The sequence below is a fragment of the Undibacterium sp. FW305-107 genome, from assembly GCF_058788535.1.
In genome coordinates, this window is record NZ_JBYTAV010000004.1 from 186,314 (window position 1) to 206,189 (window position 19,876).

At 50.2% G+C, this 19,876-nt stretch carries 17 protein-coding genes; 6 read left to right on the forward strand and 11 right to left on the reverse strand.

Annotated features, from left to right (window positions below; genetic code table 11):
- Window positions 1-7: 7 nt before the first annotated feature.
- Window positions 8-1,735, forward strand: a complete 1,728-nt coding sequence (locus AC3WQT_RS10400) for an MFS transporter (protein ID WP_492703804.1) — start codon at window positions 8-10, stop codon at window positions 1,733-1,735.
- A 130-nt stretch (window positions 1,736-1,865) separates the two neighbouring features.
- On the opposite strand, the gene AC3WQT_RS10405 is transcribed toward AC3WQT_RS10400, so the two are convergent.
- The 8 genes from AC3WQT_RS10405 to AC3WQT_RS10440 all read right to left on the reverse strand — a co-directional run bounded on the left by AC3WQT_RS10405 (window position 1,866) and on the right by AC3WQT_RS10440 (window position 10,705).
- Window positions 1,866-2,375 carry a DUF1993 domain-containing protein gene (locus AC3WQT_RS10405; protein ID WP_492703805.1) on the reverse strand — a complete coding sequence of 170 codons (510 nt, stop codon included), beginning with the start codon at window positions 2,373-2,375 and terminating at the stop codon, window positions 1,866-1,868.
- A 93-nt stretch (window positions 2,376-2,468) separates the two neighbouring features.
- Entirely contained in the window at window positions 2,469-3,827 is a 1,359-nt protein-coding gene (locus AC3WQT_RS10410; protein ID WP_492703806.1) for a sensor histidine kinase, read from the reverse strand.
- A complete protein-coding gene (locus AC3WQT_RS10415) occupies window positions 3,824-5,227 on the reverse strand; it encodes a sigma-54-dependent transcriptional regulator (RefSeq protein WP_492703807.1) in 1,404 nt (467 codons plus the stop codon). The genes AC3WQT_RS10410 and AC3WQT_RS10415 overlap by 4 nt, the downstream gene beginning before the upstream one ends.
- 107 nt (window positions 5,228-5,334) lie before the next feature.
- Window positions 5,335-6,537 (reverse strand): ABC transporter permease, encoded by a 1,203-nt coding sequence (locus AC3WQT_RS10420; protein ID WP_492703808.1) that lies wholly within the window; start codon window positions 6,535-6,537, stop codon window positions 5,335-5,337.
- Window positions 6,537-7,772 (reverse strand): ABC transporter permease, encoded by a 1,236-nt coding sequence (locus AC3WQT_RS10425; protein ID WP_492703809.1) that lies wholly within the window; start codon window positions 7,770-7,772, stop codon window positions 6,537-6,539. The genes AC3WQT_RS10420 and AC3WQT_RS10425 overlap by 1 nt, the downstream gene beginning before the upstream one ends.
- Window positions 7,773-7,782: 10 nt before the next feature.
- Window positions 7,783-8,445 (reverse strand): ABC transporter ATP-binding protein, encoded by a 663-nt coding sequence (locus tag AC3WQT_RS10430; protein WP_492703810.1) that lies wholly within the window; start codon window positions 8,443-8,445, stop codon window positions 7,783-7,785.
- A gap of 31 nt (window positions 8,446-8,476) precedes the next feature.
- Window positions 8,477-9,724: an efflux RND transporter periplasmic adaptor subunit gene (locus AC3WQT_RS10435; RefSeq protein ID WP_492703811.1), complete on the reverse strand. Its 1,248-nt coding sequence runs from the start codon at window positions 9,722-9,724 to the stop codon at window positions 8,477-8,479.
- A 366-nt stretch (window positions 9,725-10,090) separates the two neighbouring features.
- The gene (locus AC3WQT_RS10440; protein WP_492703812.1) at window positions 10,091-10,705 is read right to left on the reverse strand and encodes an OmpW/AlkL family protein; all 615 of its coding nucleotides are present in this window, start codon (window positions 10,703-10,705) and stop codon (window positions 10,091-10,093) included.
- Window positions 10,706-10,888: 183 nt separating this feature from the next.
- Here AC3WQT_RS10440 and ettA point away from each other — a divergent pair, with 183 nt between their 5' ends.
- Window positions 10,889-12,556: an energy-dependent translational throttle protein EttA gene (gene ettA, locus AC3WQT_RS10445; protein WP_492703813.1), complete on the forward strand. Its 1,668-nt coding sequence runs from the start codon at window positions 10,889-10,891 to the stop codon at window positions 12,554-12,556.
- 216 nt (window positions 12,557-12,772) lie between these two features.
- On the forward strand, window positions 12,773-13,186 hold the full coding sequence (locus tag AC3WQT_RS10450; RefSeq protein WP_492703814.1) for a flagellar basal body-associated FliL family protein: 414 nt from the start codon (window positions 12,773-12,775) through the stop codon (window positions 13,184-13,186).
- A gap of 14 nt (window positions 13,187-13,200) precedes the next feature.
- On the opposite strand, the gene deoD is transcribed toward AC3WQT_RS10450, so the two are convergent.
- Genes deoD through deoC form a run of 3 tightly spaced genes read right to left on the reverse strand, consistent with a single transcriptional unit; the run spans window position 13,201 to window position 16,050 of the window.
- Complete coding sequence (deoD, locus tag AC3WQT_RS10455) at window positions 13,201-13,914, reverse strand: purine-nucleoside phosphorylase (protein WP_492703815.1); 714 nt, start codon at window positions 13,912-13,914, stop codon at window positions 13,201-13,203.
- Complete coding sequence (gene deoA, locus AC3WQT_RS10460) at window positions 13,911-15,266, reverse strand: thymidine phosphorylase (protein WP_492703816.1); 1,356 nt, start codon at window positions 15,264-15,266, stop codon at window positions 13,911-13,913. The genes deoD and deoA overlap by 4 nt, the downstream gene beginning before the upstream one ends.
- A gap of 1 nt (window position 15,267) precedes the next feature.
- Complete coding sequence (gene deoC / locus AC3WQT_RS10465; RefSeq protein ID WP_492703817.1) at window positions 15,268-16,050, reverse strand: deoxyribose-phosphate aldolase; 783 nt, start codon at window positions 16,048-16,050, stop codon at window positions 15,268-15,270.
- 168 nt (window positions 16,051-16,218) lie between these two features.
- Here deoC and AC3WQT_RS10470 point away from each other — a divergent pair, with 168 nt between their 5' ends.
- The 3 genes from AC3WQT_RS10470 (at window position 16,219) to AC3WQT_RS10480 (ending at window position 19,849) form a co-directional block, all read left to right on the forward strand.
- The gene (locus AC3WQT_RS10470; protein ID WP_492703818.1) at window positions 16,219-16,815 is read left to right on the forward strand and encodes an IMPACT family protein; all 597 of its coding nucleotides are present in this window, start codon (window positions 16,219-16,221) and stop codon (window positions 16,813-16,815) included.
- 247 nt (window positions 16,816-17,062) lie between these two features.
- Entirely contained in the window at window positions 17,063-19,270 is a 2,208-nt protein-coding gene (locus AC3WQT_RS10475; RefSeq protein WP_492703819.1) for a protein kinase domain-containing protein, read from the forward strand.
- 129 nt (window positions 19,271-19,399) lie between these two features.
- A complete protein-coding gene (locus tag AC3WQT_RS10480) occupies window positions 19,400-19,849 on the forward strand; it encodes a hypothetical protein (RefSeq protein WP_492703820.1) in 450 nt (149 codons plus the stop codon).
- Window positions 19,850-19,876 lie beyond the last annotated feature (27 nt).

A 19,876-nucleotide genomic window follows, 5' to 3' on the forward strand; every position in this document is an offset into this window, starting at 1 on the left:
ACTACCTATGTCCACTACCTCTCCCTCTTCGGGCCGCAGTCCTTTCCATAAAAATTTCTATGTCGCGAACAGCATGGAAATTTTTGAACGCCTGGCCTGGTATGGATTTTTCACACTGTCCTCTTTATACATGACCAGCCCGGTATCACAAGGTGGCCTGGGTTTGAATGACCAGGAGCGCGGTTTCTTGCAAGGCATGATCCCCTTCCTGCTGTATCTGCTGCCGGTGATTACCGGCGCACTGGCTGACCGCTATGGTTACCGGCGCATGTTCCTGATTGCTTTTTGTATCATGTGTCCGGCTTATTTCCTGCTGGGTCAGGTGCATGGCTTCTGGAGTTTCTGTGCCGTCTTCCTGGCGGTCGCTATCGGCGCTGCCTGTTTCAAACCGGTGGTGGTCGGTACTATAGGCCGCACTACCGATGACACAAATCGCGGTCTCGGATTTGGCGTGTTTTATACGATGGTGAATGTCGGTGGTTTCCTGGGGCCACTGGTAGCTGGCTATGTGCGCGCCATCAGTTGGGACATGGTGTTTCTCATGTCCTCGTTCTGGATCTTGTTGAATTTCATACCGGCGATTTTCCTGTACAAGGATGGTGATCATCACGAAGCTGGCACCGACCAGCGCGGCTTGCGCCAGGTCTTGCTGGAAACTCAGGAGGTACTGGGTAATGGCAGGCTGGCCTTGCTGGTGGTACCAGCCATCATAGGCATCATGATCGCGGCTAAAGGTGGTATCAGCTATGCGCAATATTTCATGGCGATGGCCGGCTGGCTGGGCATCAACCTGCTCTGGAGCGCGCTGAACAAATCGGGCCGCCAGCAGCACTGGTACCAGCAAGGCATACGCATAGGGAATGCACAATTCGTGATTTACCTACTCATCATGACAGGCTTCTGGACTATCTATAATCAGCTCTTCATTACCCTGCCCTTGTATATACGTGATTTTGTCGACACCCAGGACCTGGTCCTGCTGATAGGTAAATACAGCCCGACTGCGCTGGATTTTCTGGCTGCCGTCAATGTAGAACAATTGGCGAACGTCTTGCCAGGCCTGGCCGCCAAGCTGGGGGCATATGCAGATACTCAGTTACTGGAACAATTACGCCTTGAACTGGTGAACTACAAAGTCATGCCGCCACTGGAACAATTACAGTCTGGCCTGCAGGCGCTGCACGCAGGCAAAATCAGTGCTGCGCAACTGGCGGCAGACTGGAGTCAAACTTACCGTCAGGTCAATCCTGAATACATCGTCAATCTGGATTTTGGTGCTGTCGTACTCCTGCAAATTGCCATCAGCACGTATGTACAACGCTGGAAAGCCTTACCTGTGCTGGTCATGGGTACGCTCGTGCTGAGCTTCAGCCTGTGGATGGCAGGTCTGTCAAATGCCTTGTTGTTTGGCGGCGTCAGCGTCTGCATGGCTGTGTTTGTATTTGCCTTGGGCGAAATGATCGCTTCACCCAAGAGTCAGGAATATGTGGCAGCCATAGCTCCAAAAAGAAAAACCGCGATGTTCATGGGTTATTACTTCGTCTCGATGGCACTAGGCAATCTGTTTGCAGGGCTGTTGTCGGGATGGTCGTATACCGTGCTGGCGCGGCAGATGCATCAACCCATGCTGATGTGGAGTTTGTTTGGAGGGATAGGTGTTATTACTTCGATTGCGCTGCTGGTATTTAATTTGCGGCTGAAGAAGGCTGTGCAGGGTTTTGCAGTGGCAGCTTAATTCGTGTAGGTTGGGCTAAGGGGCATCAGCCCAACACTGGGCTTCAACAAACGTATACGCTATTTAAACGCCGAGTGTTGGGCTGGTAAAACGTAGCCTAGCGAGGCCCGGCCCAACCTACGAGAATAGCTTAACGCAGACCCATAAAATCTTTTTTGCCAATTTCCACACCGTTATGACGGAACAATGCATACGCCGTCGTCACATGGAAAAAGAACTGCGGCAAGCCGTAGTTCAACAAATACGCCTGGCCTGAGAAAGTCTGTTCTTTTGGCGTGCCAGGGCGCAGGACGACGTTACGAGTTTCGCTGCCTTCAAATTTGGATTCATCCAATGTTGCAATGAAAGCCTTGGTTTTGGCGATACGTTCTTGCAGCTCTGCGAAAGTTTGTTCATTGTCTTCGTAAGCTGGCAATTCAGCTTGTGCCAGACGGCCGGTTACGCCTTTGGCAAAATCAGCAGCGATCTGTACCTGACGTGTCAATGCCAGCATGTCAGGGAATAAACGTGCCTGCAAGAAATTTTCTGCCGGGATGTTCTTGGCTGTCGCATGCGCTTCAGCTTTTTTCAGGACATCGCTGAGGCTGTCAAGCATCTGATTAAAGACGGGGACAGAGGCAGCGTACATGGAAATAGACATGGAAATCTCCTAAATAGTTGGCAGAATGAGCCGAATGGAGCTGCATTATAGGACGTATAGAAGATTTGCGTATGAGCTTGGAATTTTCCCGATTTAAGATCCAATAAGGATATCAAAGCTGGTCTCACCCTGGCCATTCGCCATGAGTTTATGGCTATAGCCATGCCGGTTCAAGACTTCACGCACAAACATCAGGCCTATGCCCTGGCCACCTTTTTTGGTCGTGAAGAAAGGCGTGAACAATTGCCCATGTGGCACATCTGACAAAAGATTGGCTGAGTCCCTGACGGATAAAAGTATTGCCTGCGTATCAGTATCCCGCCTGAGCTCAAGCTTGACATACCCAGTCTCTTGCAAGCCAAGCTTGATGGACGTTTCTACAGCTTCAATCGCGTTCTTGACGATATTCAATAAGGCCTGTTCCATCAAATGCCCATCCAGTATTTGCAGGGGGATATTTTCACGCACTACCCAGTTGAAACTGATACCAAGCTCATGGCATTGCTGGCGATATAAATAGATGATGCCATCCAGCATGGCAGCCAGATCATGTGGCTTCAGCTCAGGTTCTGGCATTTTGACGACGCGGGTGAACCTCTCTATGAACTCACCCAGATTACCATTGCGCTTCCTTACTGCAGCGATGGCGGTGACAAAATCATGACTGTCTTCTGTCTGTAATTGTCCGCTGTAAAATAACAATGATTCTAGCACCGAGCCCGTTGCAGCGACGGTATTATTCACTTCATGTGCGAGTACCCGTATGAGTTTTTCATAAGTGGCTTTTTCTGAACTGGCAAGCTCTGCCGTGATTTCATCTATCAATACGAAATCGCGTTTGAAGCCACGGTCTGTAAATTGATTTTTCTGGCAGCGGTAGCGCCTGCCTTCAGTGTCGCCATAGACGGCACTCTCACCAGGCAATAACTGTTGCAGTTGCTGCAGTAATTCAATACTACCGGTGGTTTCATTTTTCTGGATCAATTGTTGCAAGCTCAAGCCTGCGTTTTCTGTCACGTCCAATAAATTCTGGGCACTGACATTCATCAAACTGATCTTGTCATCGAAATCAAACACGATGACTGCTGTGGGCGTTGCTTCCAGCAAGCGATCCAGAAAGCCGCGCTGCTCACCTAACTCCAGCCTTTCTTTATACAGGGCTTCCAGCATGCGATTGAACAAGACCACCAGTTCATTGACTTCCTTATTACTGTCTGGTTTGATGCGGCTGGCATAATTTTCATCTTGCAAGAGGTCATGAAATTGCTGGGCAAAGTCCAGAGGTTGCAAGACTTTATTGGTCAGATAAATACCCAGGGCAAAGCTACAAGCCAGGCCCAGTTCAAGACAGACGATGAGCAAAGGCTGGCTAAGATAAAAGCTGAAAGCCGGCACCAGAAAAATGCCATGGATAAGAAACAGGTAAGCCAGCAAACGCCGCTTCAAGCTCATTGCCGTTCCTCATCATCGATTTCACTTGTGCTGATCTGATGTTTTTCCAGTCTGCGGTACAGGGAAAATCTGCTCAAGCCCAAAGCCTTGGCCACACGTGTAATATTGCCGTGATGCTGCTCCATGGCTTTTTCTATCATCAGCTTTTCAACCTGATCAAGAGTCATGCCAGCGATGCTCATGCCCTGCCCCTGCGCTTCTTCATGCTGCTCGGCAAACAGGAAATCGTTTTGCTCCAGCACAGGCTTGCCCACCAGCAGCAGGGTACGTTCCAGACATTGTTTGAGCTGGCGTATATTACCCGGCCAGGTCCTGCTGGCCAGCCATTGCAATGCAGATGGCGCAAGACTGACTGGCTCCATGTCATAGCTATTTACCAGAGCTACCATGAGACGATTTGCCAGCAAGGGGATATCACTGCGGCGCTCACGCAGAGGCGGCAGGCGTATGGTGATCAGGTTCAGGCGATAATACAGGTCTTCACGAAATTCATTGCTGGCAACCAGTTCTGCCAGTTCGCGGTTGGTGGCTGAGATGATGCGCACGTCAGCCTGCTCGGTCTTGCTGGCCCCCACCGCCTGGTAACTTTGGTTTTGTAATACCCGCAGTAATTTGACCTGGTCATTGCGGTTCAATTCACCGATTTCATCGAGGAATAAACTGCCCTGGCTGGCCATGGCGAAATGGCCCTTGCGGTCACTTTTGGCATCCGTGAAAGCGCCCCTGACATGACCGAACATTTCGCTTTCAAACAAGCTCGTCGTCACTGCCCCCATATTCACCTTGACGATGGGCTTAGTGGCGCGCGGGCTGTTGCGGTGTATCGCATCGGCGATCAATTCCTTGCCAGTGCCACTCTCGCCCAGGATCAGTACTGAGGCATTGGTTTTGGCGACCCGGCCTATGGTCGCCAGTACCTTTAGTAATTCCGGATGCTCGCCGATGATGTCGCTGAAATTGAACTGTTGATCCAGCGTCTGGCGGCTCGCGTTACCTGGCGTGGCAACTTGAACCATATCCAGAGTAGCACGTATCAGTTCCTGCAAAGACGTGTTATTCCAGGGCTTGGTAAAAAAATCTGCCGCTCCCAATTTGACACCACGGACAGCCAGGGCGATCGAGCCCCAGGCTGTCATCAACAAAACCGGTAGTGCGGGATAGATGCGTTTGATGTCTGCCAATAAAGCCAGCCCCTCTTCGCCGGTAGTTTGCAAAGAAAAATTCATGTCCTGCAAAACCAGGTGTATTTCCTGTGTCGCCAGTATCTGCATGGCCTGCTGCGGGTCATCGCAACTGACGCTGGTATAGCCAGCTTGCTTCAATAGCAAAGCCAGCGACACCAGCACTGAACTGTCATCATCTATGATCAGGATACGTTGGTTTGTTAATGCTACTGGCATGGCCTTATCTATTGCATATGGGTGAAAACAGAAATGCAAGCTTCACACCCCTGAGTGTGAAGCTTGCCAGCTATCTTAAACGTTTTGGTCTGTGATCAAGAATAATTTTATTCGTAATGCAAGGCTTCCGTCGGGCTGAGACGGCTGGCACGCCAGGCCGGATACAAAGAGCACAGTGTAGAAATAACATAGATCACCGCCACAGAGATCAAGGTAGCGGTAATGAATACCGTCCAGTTAATGGCATCACCCAAAACTCCGGTCAGGGGCAGTTGTATCAGGAATACCATCCCTACCAGCATGGCAATGGAACTCAGCAACAATTGCTCACTGACGATTTGCTGATAGATATGCCCGCTGTTCGCACCGATAGCCCGACGCAAGCCTATCTCGGGAATACGTTGCGTGGTATTTTGCCAGAGTACGCCAAACAAACCAAAACCGACCATGATGAGCAAGAAAACGGCAATGACAGCCAGTATCATCAGAGGTATGGTGTCTTCAGTCATTTTTGACTGACGCATATCTGTCAGCGGTGAAATCCTGTAACCCCAGTCACTGCGTATGAGTTTCAATTGCTGGTTCAGTTTTTCTTCAAAGGCTCTTGATGTCCCTGGCTTGACTTTGATCAGGACAACGTCCATGCGCCTGTCCCCGGTTGCTTTGGAAAAACGCATGATAGAAAAGTTTGTCGGTGCCATGAATTCACCTTTATTACGGAAATCTTCAAACACACCTGTAATGCGCAACAATTGGACATTTTTAGAGCCCGGCTCAGTATCTGTAACCAACTGTCCGACCGCACTCCTGCCAGGAAACATGCTGTCTGCCAGTTTTTTGTTAATGATGATGGCTTTTTCTGGTCTGCCCTCGTCCTCTGCCGAGAACCAGCGCCCATCCAGCAATTTCATGTTCAGAAGGGCAGGAATTTCATCTGCCATTTCGGTCATGTTCACCTTATATTCAGATTTACTGCCAGGCAGGTACAGATCAGAGCGCCAGGTGGCATTACTATATGGAGAATAATTGATGAAACCAACTTGCTCCACTTCAGGCAAAGCGGCCAGACTACGCTGGAAGTTTTCTGTCACGAGAGGATCATTTCTTGGATTAAGTTCTCCCGGACTCAGCATCTTGACTGACCACACATCCCGGTATTCAAATCCCACAGGTAAATGGTACAACTGAAAATAACGGGCAGTCATCAGCGCCAGCCCAAATACGACACAGAAAGCCAAAAGAATTTCCAGGCTCAGCAGCAAGTTCTTGAACTTGCGTTTCCAGATAGGTTTGAGTATGTGGAAAAACATTATGCAGCTCCTTTCAGGGCAAGCACGGGATCAAGGCGTGACATCTTCCACGCGGGGATGACGCCGGACAAAACACCAAACACGATGGCAATCACAAAACCGTAGGCGAACACCGCAAAGCTCAGATCCACTTTCATGTAAGGTACCAGATTTGCATTGCTAAGCCAGGCCAGGGTCAGTTTGGTGAAGATCAGGCCCACGACGCCACCAAACAGGCAAAGCAAGATATTTTCGATAACGAATTGCTTGACCAGTTCACGATTACTTGCACCGAAAGCCTTGCGCACCCCAATCTCGGCGGCTCTCTCCATGATGCGGCCAGAATTCAGGTTAATCAGATTCAAGGCAGGTAAAAGCATGAAGAGCAACATGGCGAACACGATTCCGGCCACTAGTTGTGGTGCGCCTGAATCAGCGACCTCATCCTTACTCAGTATGCCTCTGGCAAAGAAGTCCAGTTTGCTGTCTGCCCACATGTAGGTATGGTCCCAATGCGTTGGTTCATCCGCATTGATTTGTTTGACAACCTGTAAAAGCTCATCCTTTATCAAGGGCAAATCTGCAGCACTCTTGCCCATCAGCAGGGCGTTGAAATCCCCTGAATATTGCTCACGGTATTCTGACGTAGGGAAAGTGCTTACCGGAACCCAGATATCCGCGTAAGCATTGAGATGCAGCACGTCTTCCACTACACCGATGATCTGAAACTGCTGTCCGCCAGTATTGATTTTCTTGCTCAGTGCGGCTTCACTTCCAAACAATTTTTTTGCCGTGCTCTCATTGACGACGGCCACAAAACGCCCCTGTTTGACATCATCCTCAGTCGGCACTCGTCCGGACAATAGCTTGAAGTCCATTATCTGCCAATACTCAGCATCAGCGCGACGCATCATGATTTCATTGACACTGTCTTTTTGATAGACAGAAACAGGCTCAGGACCAGTCACTGCGGCGACCTTCTCTACCGTCTTCATTTTGCGCAAATACTGATCAATGACCTTATAGCCCAATGGGCTTCTCCTCGTATTGTTTTTGCTGGCCTGAGTGATCGTACTGATTTGCAAAAACCTTTCACTTTTTCCTTCCACGCCCTTTGGATAGAAAGTCGTTTGCAAGATAGCCGTCACCGTCAGCAATACCACCATGGTCAGCACAATGCACAGCAAGTTGATGGCAGTGAACAATTTGCGCCGCATGTATACCTTGCAGGCAATCTGGAAATAATTCTTTAACATGGCCTTGCTCCTAAGCCACCAGTTGGCCGTCAAATACCCGGACTATGCGGCCACCCTGTTTGGCTTGCCGCTCATCATGCGTGACCATAACCACGGTCGTACCTTCATGACTGAGTTTGAGCAGGATGTCCATGACTTCAGCCCCCATCTGGCTATCCAGATTACCGGTCGGTTCGTCCGCCAGCAACACACTGGGGCGACCAACCATGGCACGGGCGATAGCCACCCTCTGTTGTTGACCGCCAGATAACTGATTGGGATAATGATCCATGCGCGCAGAGAGGCCCACCCGGGCCAGCGCTTCTTCTGCCAGACGGCGGCGTTCTTTGGCACTGCTGGAACGGTATAGCAAAGGTAGCTCGACATTATCGATGACACGCAGATCATTGATCAGGTGGAAGCTCTGAAAGATAAAGCCGAAGGTGCGGTTACGCATGCTGGCCAGTTCCTTATCGCGCCAGGTTTTCATCTCGGCACCATCAACCGCAATCTTGCCCTTGCCTGGCCTGTCCAGCAGGCCGATTAAATTGAGCAAGGTACTTTTACCGCAGCCGCTGGGGCCCATGATGGAAACAAACTCTCCTTTTTTCACATGCAGATTGATATCCCGCAAAGCCAGGGTTTCGACCTTATCGGTCTGATAGGTTTTACTGACGTTTTCCAGTTTGATCATGATTGCTTCCTTGTTGAATTCTTATTGTGGTCTACTGAGATACTCTGAAACTGCTCAAATGCTTGAAATTGCTGATATCTGAAATCACCAGCCTGTCGCCTTCTTTTGCACCCTGCAAGACTTCCACCATTTTGCTGTCACCCAGGCCAATTTCTACGCTGCGCTTTACTGCCTTACCATTTTCCAGCACATACACATCCTGCCTGCCCTTGCCGTTTATCGCCGGCCCGTTTTCAACGATCAGGCTGCGTGCTTTTTGTTCCGTGATGATATTCACGTCCACCCTGAGTTTGTGCCTCAGTGAAGGGTGGTTCGCCTTATCCAGTACGACGATGAGCTTCACAGTGCCGTTTTGTATTTCGGGCAAAATGGTTTGTACTTCACCTGGCATGATTTGTCCGCTGTATTCAACCCGCACTTTTTGACCAGAACTGAGGTAACGCGCATAAAAATCAGAGACAGTGGCTTCTACCTTGAAGTTATTCAGTTCAGATACCTTGGCAATCAGTTGCCCGGTATTCAGGCTGGCACCTTCGTCAGCCAGCATCCAGGTCAACAGGCCATCAAATGGGGCTTTGACCTGAGTTTGTTCCAACAGTCTCTGCTGCAATTCCATCTGTTTCTGGAAGATGGATTTTTGCAGGCGTGCTGCCTCGATATTGCTTTGCGTGGTGCGGCGGGTATCTGTCAGGGTTTCTTTGTGCTGGCGCAACTGCACTTCATTACGTTTGACAGCCAGTTCTGCCGCTTGCAAATCAACTGCTGAAGTAATGCCTATAGGTCCCAGTTTTTGGTAACGTGCCAGCTTGACTTTATTGCTTTGCAAATCCAGTTCCAGCAGCTCAATTTCACTGGCAATTTTTTTGAGGTTGGATTCCATCTCCATCGCCAGCAATTGTCCCTTGACGTCTTGCTGGGAAATCTGTTCACGCAGATTGTCTATCGCCAGGCGTATGGTGTGATCATCCAGCACCATCAGCAATTCACCTGCGCGCACTGTCTGGCCCGCCTTGGCAATGACTTTGCTGATGCGTGACTGGTTGGGGCTGGACAATTGCTCTTCGTGAACAGGGACGACAACGCCTGCCGCATTGATGGTGTTGTCGATGGCACCTGTATGTACCTGGCCGATACGAATTTCACCCAGATTAACACCAGGGCTGATGATGCGATTCACTGCCCATACTGCGCCTGTCACAAAAATGGCGGCAGCAGCAAGCAGCAAGATGGTCTTGCGCCTGCGCTTTTTGAGTGTGTCGTGGCTGAGAGCCTGATCCATGTTGAAACCTGATCTAAGTAAATTGCGGATCAGGTTTGCAAGCGCCGTGCCTGCCGTAACGATTTAAACAAAGTCGTTTAAAATCAGTTGCTTACAAAAAAACTCCAAAGAAAATGATAGTCGGATGGAGGTAAATCCGTTCGTCAACGAACGCTGGTGTGCGAATTAGCACGGTGATGGCGGACTGAAAAACCGTCGCCCAAAAAAAATCCCCTTTCACAGAAGAAAGGGGAAATGTGGCAGCTCACTCTTTTAAACTAGGACTTACGCAAAGCCATCCCAGCAAGGTGCAGCTCCGCAGACAGTACTTTAGTACGGCAAGGTGCTGCAACGCAGCTGGGGCGGTTTTGCGTATGTCCGCTTTCCTTAGAAGCGATAGCCTACGCCTACACCTACCAGCCATGGGTCAACCTTGACTGCACTGACTTTAGCGCCACTGATCGTCACGTCACTGCGGATCTGCACTTTTTTTACATCCAGATTCAAGGACCAGTTTTTGTCGAGTTTGAAATCCACGCCAGCCTGTATTGCCAGACCGTAGCTATTGCTCTCCAGGCCACCCGCACCTTTGAGCAGGTTTACATCGGAGATGCGGGTGTAATTGACACCAGCACCGACATAAGGGCTGACTTTAGCTCCAGGCATAAAATGGTATTGCGCAGTCAATGTCGGTGGCAAATGTTTGAAGCTGCCAATGATGGCGCCATCCAGCATGACATCATGTTTTTGCGGATAAGTCAGTATCAGTTCAGCCGCCCAGTTTGGTGTAAAGAAGTACGTAATATCGACTTCTGGGATTTCCTTGCTGGTCACCGTAATACGATCGGCAGCACCAACGCCACCCACAGGATCAGAGCTATTTGCAGGGCTGATATTGACGACACGGGCACGCACTTGCCATGGGCTCTGTTCTTGAGCCATTGCCTGACTTGCCGTGAAGCCGATAGCTGCCAGGGAGAGTGCGATAACAAGCTTTTTCATTTTCATTTCCTCTTTTATCAACAGTGATGAATAAAGTGTAAATCCACACTGCTGGAAGGGACTTGAGTTATATCAACTTTGGTGCGGAGCAGCATACGCGTCTTTTTTAGCTAAATATTCCGTCCTGTGCCTGCTTGAGGTATCCTTGCAGGCATTCTTATTCCCTATGAAAAATCAAGAAAAATGGCTAATTACGTCTACACCATGAATCGCGTCGGCAAAATCGTCCCGCCGAAGCGTCAAATTCTGAAAGATATTTCCCTGTCCTTCTTCCCTGGCGCCAAGATAGGCGTGCTGGGTCTGAACGGCTCAGGCAAGTCTTCCCTGCTGAAAATCATGGCAGGTATAGATAAAGACATACAGGGCGAAGCAGTGCCCATGCCCAACCTGAACATCGGTTACCTGCCGCAAGAACCGCAGCTTAATCCAGAACAAACCGTGCGCCAGGCAGTTGAATCTGCCCTGGGCGAAGTATTTGAAGCCAAGGCCAAGCTGGAAGAAGTGTATGCAGCCTATGCTGAAGAAAATGCAGACTTTGATGCGCTGGCCAATGAACAGGCACGTCTGGAAGCGATTATCTCTACATCATCTGGCGACAATGTAGAACTGCAACTGGAAATGGCCGCCGATGCGCTGCGCCTGCCACCATGGGACGCCAAAATCGGCGTTTTGTCCGGTGGTGAAAAACGCCGCGTCGCCCTGTGCCAATTGTTGCTGTCCAAGCCTGACATGCTCTTGCTTGATGAACCGACCAACCATCTGGATGCTGAATCGGTAGACTGGCTGGAACAGTTCCTGTTGCGCTTCCCAGGCACCGTCGTGGCAATTACCCATGATCGCTACTTCCTCGACAATGCTGCTGAATGGATTTTGGAACTGGATCGTGGCCATGGCATTCCATGGAAAGGCAATTACTCTTCCTGGCTGGATCAGAAGCAAGCCCGCTTGAAGCAGGAAGAAGCGACAGAATCTGCGCGCCAGAAAGCACTGCAAAAAGAACTGGAATGGTCACGCCAGAACCCGAAAGCGCGTCAGGCCAAGAGCAAGGCGCGTCTGGCCCGTTTCAATGAAATGAGTGAGCATGAATACCAGAAGCGTAATGAAACCCAGGAGATTTTCATCCCTGTGGCCGAGCGTCTGGGTAATGAAGTTATTGAATTCAAGAACGTCAGCAAAGCCTTTGGTGACCGCCTGCTCATCGATAACCTGAGCTTCAAGATCCCTCCTGGTGCTATCGTCGGTATCATCGGCCCTAACGGTGCTGGTAAATCGACTTTGTTCAAGATGATCAAGGGTCTGGAAACACCGGACAGCGGTGAAGTCGTACTCGGCCAGACTGCAAAAATCTCGCTGGTTGATCAGTCACGTGAAGACTTGGGCAATACCAAGACCGTGTTTGAAGATGTGGCAAACGGTGCCGACATTTTGACGGTAGGCCGTTTTGAAATGCCTTCACGCGCCTACCTTGGCCGCTTCAATTTCAAGGGCGGTGACCAGCAAAAGATCGTGGGCAACCTGTCCGGTGGTGAACGTGGCCGTTTGCATCTGGCAAAAACCTTGCTGCAAGGCGGCAATGTCTTGCTGCTGGATGAGCCATCCAATGATCTGGACGTGGAAACCCTGCGTGCGCTGGAAGATGCCTTGCTGGAATTCGCCGGCAGCGTCATGGTTATTTCCCATGACCGCTGGTTCCTTGATCGTATTGCCACCCATATCCTGGCGTTTGAAGGCAATTCGCAAGTCAGCTTCTTTGATGGTAACTACCAGGAATATGAAGCCGACAAGAAAAAACGCCTCGGTGAAGAAGGTGCCAAACCAAAACGCATCCGTTACAAGCCTTTGACAGTGTAATTCTGGGGCGGATCTGAAGAGGTCTGAGCCAGGTATGTAATTTGCATAAGCCTGCCTGATAAGAAACTTTAGTTTCATATCAGACGGGCTTATCGCATAAAGCATCATGGCACTGTTCAGCTCCTTTAAGTTGTTTAACAGTATGTTTTGCTGCAATGCGGTAAGCTTCTGAAAAATATAGATTTTTCTTGAGCAAACATTGGCAAAAGATAAAACATGATACTGAAAAAACACTTAGTCCCTTTCCTGCTTTGTCTCGCCCTCAATCTGTCATCCGGTGTGGTTCTCGCCAATTCTGGAGGCAAGGATGCTGGCGCAGCGGGTGCTGCCTCTACTGCAAAACTGGAAGCTTTCACTGTCAATTTAGCCAGTACTGAACGCTATTTGCAACTCAGTATGGCGCTGCAAATAGCCAGCGCTGAAGTCAGCGACAAGATCAAAATGTTCATGCCCAAAGTCAGACATACGCTGATCTTGCTACTGAGTAGCAAAGAGGGTGAGCAATTGCAAAGCCTGGACGGCAAACATCAGTTGATGGAAGAAATCAAGAATGGCGTTAACAAGACGCTGGAACTGAAAGAGCATGACGGTGTGACCGATGTGTTTTTTGAAAACTTCGTCATCCAGTAAGACTTGCAAGGCCATCAATCCCGGGCACAACAGCTTTCCAGTGCAATTTCTACCATATCGCCAAAGCTGTTTTGCCTTTGTTCTGCTGTCATGCTCGCACCGCTACGCAGGTGATCTGCCACGGTCAGCAAACCCAGTGCCTGCACACCATGCTCGGCTGCCACCGAATACAAACCTGCCAGCTCCATTTCCACGGCCAGTATCTGCATTTTTTCCATGATGTCGAATAGCTGTGGCTGCGCGCTATAGAACAGGTCAGCAGAAAACACATTACCCACCCTGACAGGTTTGCGCAAGTAATGAGCCGTGTTTACGGCCCTGGCCAGCAAGGCATAGTCGGCAATTGCTGCGAAATCATGATCCATGAAACGCATGCGGTTGACCTTGCTGTCGGTGCTTGCACCCATGGCGACGATCACATCCCCCAATTGCATATCGTCTCGCAGGGCACCACAAGAACCCAGCCTGATGAGTTTTTTCACACCATATTCGCGTATCAGTTCGGTCGCATAAATACTGATGGAAGGTATGCCCATGCCATGTGCCAGCACGGAAATTTTCTGGTCACGATACCAACCGGTATAACCCAGCATATTGCGCACGGTATTCACCAGCAGGGCATCGCTGAGCCATTGGTCGGCAAGCATCTTGGCACGCAGGGGGTCACCCGGCATAAGGACGATTTCGGCAAAGTCACCGGGAGCGGCATTGATATGCGGAGTAGTCATGCTATTTCTGTATTGAAGGCGGGTACAGTCGAGCACAAACTACCACGCGTGCTTTGCCGTAATTGCTGTGGTCGTGGCACTGCTGATTCTCCAAATGTGCAAGCGGCCAGCAGGTTCTTGCTGGCCAGCGCCAGGCTATCTGCATCAGGGGCGTGGATGATAGCTAGCGGAATATCGCTGTCCATGAGTTGGCCCAGTTCAGCCATTTGGCACAAGCCCGTGCTGGCGTCCCGTTTGCCCTTACCTGTAGCACTTAATTGCAAAACCAGCATACCTATGGCACGGGTGTCCATGGCGTTCAGGTATAAACCAGCAGGAGCAAAGACCACCTGTTGCAAGGCAGCGCGGGGCAAATAGCTGGCGTAATTGTCCAGCAAATCAGCTGGTCCACCTAAGGCCGCGCAAGATCTCTCAAACACTTGTGCCGCCTTGCCACTATGCAGGACATCCAGCAAACGCACCTGCGCCTCCAGTGAATTTGCTGCCAGACCTGCAAGCAACAGCATCTCAGCACCCAATGCCAATACCGTCTGGTGCAGGCGTTGCGGGCAAGTGTCAGTACGCAGATAGCTTAGCGCTTCACTTATTTCCAGGGCATTGCCAACGCTGGGTGCCAGCGGCTGACTCATGTCGGTAATCAGGGCCGAGCAAGCCATACCCGCCGCGTTGGCAGTATCTATCAAATTCTTTGCCAATGCCTGTGCCTGCACCAGCCCTGGCGTTTGCGCACCATTGCCACATTTGATATCCATGACCAGGGCATCCAGCCCCGCCGCAAATTTTTTTGACAAAATGGATGCAGTAATCAAAGGCAGGCTATCCACCGTTGCTGTCACATCGCGTATTGCATACAGGCGTTTGTCAGCCGGTGCCAGGTCGCTAGTTTGGCCTATGATGGCCATGCCGCACTCTTTTACCACGTGGCGAAAGCGCGCCAGCTCAGGTGTTGTGCAATAGCCGGGTATGGCTTCCAGCTTGTCTTGCGTACCACCGGTATGGCCCAGGCCGCGCCCACTGATCATGGGGACGATGCCGCCACAAGCCGCCACCATGGGCGCCAACACCAGCGATACCAAATCGCCAACGCCGCCAGTAGAATGCTTGTCCACCACCGGACCGGATAAATCCATGTCATCCCAGTGCAAGACCTTGCCAGAATCACGCATGGCCAGTGTCAATGCGGCACCCTCATCCGCTGTCATGCCCTGAAAGCAAGTCGCCATGCAAAACGCCCCCAATTGCGCGTCCGATATGCTGCCATCGACTATGCCGGCGACCAACTCCTGTATCTCCTGCTGATCCAGTACCTGCCCCTCGCGCTTCTTGCGTATCAGCTCTTGTACCAGAAACATCTCAGTATCCTGCCTTGGTTTGTACTCGTACTTCGTTCACGCAAGCCTGCAAATTATTCAAGAGACTGGAAGCACCAAAGCGAAAATGCGCAGGACTCACCCAATCCTTGCCCAGGATGTTATCCGCGAGTGTCAGGTAGGCTGCAGCTTCTTCCACCGTCCTGACCCCGCCTGCCGCCTTAAAGCCACAATGACCGCCGGTTTCCCTGATCACAGTCAGCATGGTTTCCGCTGCTGCCAGCGTGGCATTCACCGCCACCTTGCCTGTTGAGGTCTTGATAAAGTCTGCCCCTGCCGTGATCGCTATCAGACTGGCAGCACGTATCAAGGCTGCCGTCCTGAGCTCACCGCTCTCTATGATCACCTTCAGGAGCTTGTCGCCGCAGGCCGCCTTGCAGGCCCTGACCATCTCTGCTCCAGTGCTTGTATCTCCCGCCATCAACGCTGTATAGGGAAAAACCAGGTCCACCTCGTCCGCACCATAGGCGATGGCAGCACGGGTCTCGGCCATGGCAATCTCTACGTCCGCCTCACCATGGGGGAAATTGACCACTGTCGCCACCTTGATACCTGGCGTGCCAAAATCACGCAGCATCTTTTTGGCATGCGGAATAAAGCGTGGATAAATGCATATAGCCGCTACCTGTCCTTCTGCACTGCTGGCGGCATTGCACAAGGCAGTGATTTTTTCCCTGGTGTCGTCCTCATTCAGGCTGGTCAGGTCCATCAGACGCAAGGCGCGACTGGCTGCCTGCTTCAAAGCGGTATCCGGAGTGGGAGGCATGTTCTTGCTCCTGTAGCTATCCAAACATCAAAGATAAGCTGCCTGAGAACGAAGTCGCTTGATATACATCAGACCTCAGGACTATGCCTCAGGCAACAACGTTGCAGTATATGTATACCCAAGCCCAATTAGCCGCCAAAATAGCGGCTTTACCCATACAAGCTTCCCATGTACCAGCTCGCTGCCCCCGCTTTTGCCGAAATTGAAATCAAGAAAAGCCGTTTTCTGGGCCAGCTCTATCCGCTTAACAGCCGCACAGAAGCCCGGCAGCAACTGACCAGCATACGTGCACAGCACCCGGATGCCGTGCATGTCTGCTGGGCGCTGATCTGTACTGGTGATTCTGGCCTGGATGATGATGGCGAACCCTCAGGTACCGCCGCCAAACCCATGTACAACGTGCTGGTACACAAGGATGTAACCAATGTGCTGGCCGTGGTCGTACGCTACTGGGGCGGCACCAAGCTGGGCGCTGGTGGCCTGACGCGTGCCTATGGACAAGTCATTTCTGATGCCTTCAAGGTCGCCGAACTGATAGAAGTTGAGTACATGCTCGCCTGGGACATCGTCTGCGCCTATGCCGATGAATCCCATGTACGCCGCCTGTGCGACAAATTTGCCGCCAGCGTCACTGAGCTAGCCTATACCGAATCCACCACCATCAGTATCAGCATCAAGCAGAAACTCGCCACCAGTTTTGAGGCCGAATTGATAGAGATGCTCAAAGGACAAGTCAGCATCATCAAGCCGGAACAAACTATTTAACTTCCACCCCATCGCACTTCCTCCGTACAGATTGGGCAAGCAGGTTTTTTACATGTAAATTACTGTCAATTCACATGTCATTTACATATAAAATAGATTCGCTTGTCACTGTGAGTACACAGTTTTGTAATAAAGTTCGCTATATTATTGCCGTTACATCTCGTTACGAATAGCAACTATCTCGCGTGGTCAGATAGCTGCATGTAACCCAATGCGGCATAAAAAATAATAACCATGCAAGAAACCAATGCAAAATACCAATCTGGCTAGCAAAGACAATACAGAAACAGAAGAAGAAAGCGTCAGCCTCAGACATTACGAATTCAAAAAGCGTCTGGGTGAAGGCGGCTTTGGGCAAGTCCATGAAGCCTGGGACAGCAAACTCTGCCGCCCTGTCGCCATCAAACAGCTCAAAGCAACCGAAAGCACGGCCCCTGGCAGCAACCTGCTCAAAGAAGCGCGCCTGGCCGCGTCATTGAAGCACCCGGCATTCGTCAAGATATTTGCCATTGAGGATGAAGACAATAGCCAGTCCATCGTCATGGAACTGGTGCCCGGCCTGACCCTCAAGCAATTGCTGCAACAAAACCCGCAGCAACCGCTGCCAGAACAACAAGCCATCAACATCATCAGCCAGGTCGCCGAAGCCATGCAAGAGGCCCATGCCAGCGGCCTCATCCATGGCGACCTGAAGCCATCGAACCTGATGGTGGAGCCCGGCGGTAAAGTCCGCATACTCGACTTTGGCCTGGCATCCCAAACCGATGCCCAGGCCACCACGTCCATGAGCCAGCTTGACCCGCAAGGCACGATAGCCTACATGGCGCCGGAACGCATGATGGGCAGCCCGGCCAACGCCCAAAGCGACATCTACGCTCTCGGCGTTATCCTTTACGAAATCCTGACAGGCCAGCGCCCCTTCGCCAATGCCAGCGGCCTGGCCCTGGCCGCCGCCCTGATGCAATCGAATTCTGATACCTGGGAATTCCCGGTGGGATGCAAGCCAGAGCTGATCAAACTGGTACTGGCGATGACGGCACGGCAGACCGAGAAACGCTTGAGCGGCATGCAGCAGGTAGTTGAGCAATTGCGTGGGCTGGTGAGTGTGCCTGTGCTTGTTTCTGGAGCGGGTAACACAGCCAGCAACTCTGGCAAAGGCTGGAAAGCATTAAGTCCACCGAAAAGATTTGCCATCGTCAGCGCCATCATCGTCGCGCTGGGATATGGTGCCTGGCAGGCTGCGCCTTATCTTGAAATTGACAAGATGTCCTTGAAGCCGTTTTCAGAATCATTGGCTATGAAGCAGGGGCTTGAGGCTTTAAAGCAATTTGACAGACCAGGTAGCCTGGACGTGGCAGAAGCAAACTTTGAGACGATATTGAAACGCAATCCGCAACAAGCCGGTGCCGTTGCTGGTATGTCGATAATTTATACGTTTCGTTACGACAGCGACAAACAGGATGAAGTGCTGCTACAAAAAGCCGATGCAAGTGCGCAACAAGCATTAAAACTCAATGACAAATTGGCCCTTAGCCATATCGCCATTGCCCGGGTACAGGCACAGTCAGGAAAAAATGAATTAGCTCTGAGTACCTATGAAAAAGCGTTGACGTTCGATCCGGATAACATTTTTGCTTTTTATGGGAGAGTAAAAGTACTCAGACTTATGAAACGTTATGACGAAGCAATAAAATATGCTTCGATGGGACTGGAAAAATTCCCGCATGAAAGATTGTTTGCAGAAGAAATAGGAATAGCCAATTTTGAACAAAGTAAGTTTACTCAAGCAGAACAGTTCTTTAAGTTGAGTATAAAAATACAACCAGACTCTGTATTTGCGTACGCAAATTTGAACAATGCATTAGTTAAACAAAACCGGGATGATGAAGGAATGCAAATCCTCCAGCAAGGATTGCTGATACGGCCGAGTGCCCTTTTATATTCAAACTTAGGTGCAGCTTTATTTAAAAAACGAGATTATGTAGGTGCTGCCGAAGCATTTGAATTAGCTGTTGATCCCAACAAAGGTAATCCAGCAAAATATCTGGGATGGGCAAATCTTGGTGATAGTCTGCGTTGGATACCTGGCAGGGAAAATGAAGCTCAAAAAGCATATGAAAAAGCACGTCAATTGCTTACCCCTCGCCTGCAAGCATCGCCAAATGATATGGCACTTGTTTCTCGTTTTGCCCTGTATTCCGCACGAGTCAGTGATAAAGATAACGCAAACGAGTATATGGGACGCGCATTGAAACTGGGGCCCAAAGATGCCAATGTTCATTTTCGTGTTGGTATGGCTTATGAACTGCTAGGACAGCGAGAAGATGCACTTGTGGAAATCGCTAAAGCCATTGAGTTTGGCTATTCAATGAAATCTCTTGAGTCCGAACCTGATTTACTCAATTTAAGACGCGATCCACGCTATACAAAAATAACCAATAACCAATCAAAATGAACTGGAACAGTTTTTGCTGATCAGCCTGCGAAGTAAAGATTTCTTTATCAGAAATGATTATTGAAACGGCAAGCATGAATCGTGAGACGCATGCTTATTTGTTTAGTCCAACCAATAGAGAACTTGAATATGAGTGATCCAGTCAACTATACATTCACAACATTTTTTAACCAGGGCAATCCACAAAATCGGGCTACTGTTTCTGCAACAGGGAAATTCACTCCAGAGCCACCAATAAGCCCAGTAAACAATAAGCGGGTGCTTAATGTGGGCGATACTGTAACCTTTAATTTCAAAGGTACAGCCACTGATCCTGCCAATACCGTAACAGTCACAGCAAGTGCATTTATCGCGATTTGCAAAGCTGAATTAGAAAATGGAAAAGCTGCAGTCGGAACTGCAAAAACTGCATGCCCAGTTGATGGTGTAACAATGACGATGAATGAAGACAGTCTTGGCTTTTGGGGCTTCACTATCTCATTTACGGCAGATTTCACCAACCCAGCTGGTGATGTAGTGAGTTCAGAGTTCTTCTACCTGCCTGATCCTGAAGTTGACGTCGAAGCTGGTGGAGGTTAATTCGTAGTCAGGTATCTAAAATAGGAA

What these genes read in the sequence shown, in the direction of transcription:
- AC3WQT_RS10430 (WP_492703810.1), bottom strand. Translation starts at nt 8,445, where the DNA reads ATGATCAAACTGGAAAACGTCAGTAAAACCTATCAGACCGATAAGGTC.
- deoC (WP_492703817.1), bottom strand. Translation starts at nt 16,050, where the DNA reads ATGCCTCCCACTCCGGATACCGCTTTGAAGCAGGCAGCCAGTCGCGCC.
- AC3WQT_RS10480 (WP_492703820.1), top strand. Translation starts at nt 19,400, where the DNA reads ATGAGTGATCCAGTCAACTATACATTCACAACATTTTTTAACCAGGGC.
- AC3WQT_RS10450 (WP_492703814.1), top strand. Translation starts at nt 12,773, where the DNA reads ATGATACTGAAAAAACACTTAGTCCCTTTCCTGCTTTGTCTCGCCCTC.
- AC3WQT_RS10410 (WP_492703806.1), bottom strand. Translation starts at nt 3,827, where the DNA reads ATGAGCTTGAAGCGGCGTTTGCTGGCTTACCTGTTTCTTATCCATGGC.
- deoA (WP_492703816.1), bottom strand. Translation starts at nt 15,266, where the DNA reads ATGTTTCTGGTACAAGAGCTGATACGCAAGAAGCGCGAGGGGCAGGTA.
- AC3WQT_RS10440 (WP_492703812.1), bottom strand. Translation starts at nt 10,705, where the DNA reads ATGAAAAAGCTTGTTATCGCACTCTCCCTGGCAGCTATCGGCTTCACG.
- AC3WQT_RS10415 (WP_492703807.1), bottom strand. Translation starts at nt 5,227, where the DNA reads ATGCCAGTAGCATTAACAAACCAACGTATCCTGATCATAGATGATGAC.
- AC3WQT_RS10475 (WP_492703819.1), top strand. Translation starts at nt 17,063, where the DNA reads ATGCAAAATACCAATCTGGCTAGCAAAGACAATACAGAAACAGAAGAA.
- ettA (WP_492703813.1), top strand. Translation starts at nt 10,889, where the DNA reads ATGGCTAATTACGTCTACACCATGAATCGCGTCGGCAAAATCGTCCCG.
- AC3WQT_RS10425 (WP_492703809.1), bottom strand. Translation starts at nt 7,772, where the DNA reads ATGTTAAAGAATTATTTCCAGATTGCCTGCAAGGTATACATGCGGCGC.
- AC3WQT_RS10420 (WP_492703808.1), bottom strand. Translation starts at nt 6,537, where the DNA reads ATGTTTTTCCACATACTCAAACCTATCTGGAAACGCAAGTTCAAGAAC.
- AC3WQT_RS10435 (WP_492703811.1), bottom strand. Translation starts at nt 9,724, where the DNA reads ATGGATCAGGCTCTCAGCCACGACACACTCAAAAAGCGCAGGCGCAAG.
- AC3WQT_RS10405 (WP_492703805.1), bottom strand. Translation starts at nt 2,375, where the DNA reads ATGTCTATTTCCATGTACGCTGCCTCTGTCCCCGTCTTTAATCAGATG.
- deoD (WP_492703815.1), bottom strand. Translation starts at nt 13,914, where the DNA reads ATGACTACTCCGCATATCAATGCCGCTCCCGGTGACTTTGCCGAAATC.
- AC3WQT_RS10400 (WP_492703804.1), top strand. Translation starts at nt 8, where the DNA reads ATGTCCACTACCTCTCCCTCTTCGGGCCGCAGTCCTTTCCATAAAAAT.
- AC3WQT_RS10470 (WP_492703818.1), top strand. Translation starts at nt 16,219, where the DNA reads ATGTACCAGCTCGCTGCCCCCGCTTTTGCCGAAATTGAAATCAAGAAA.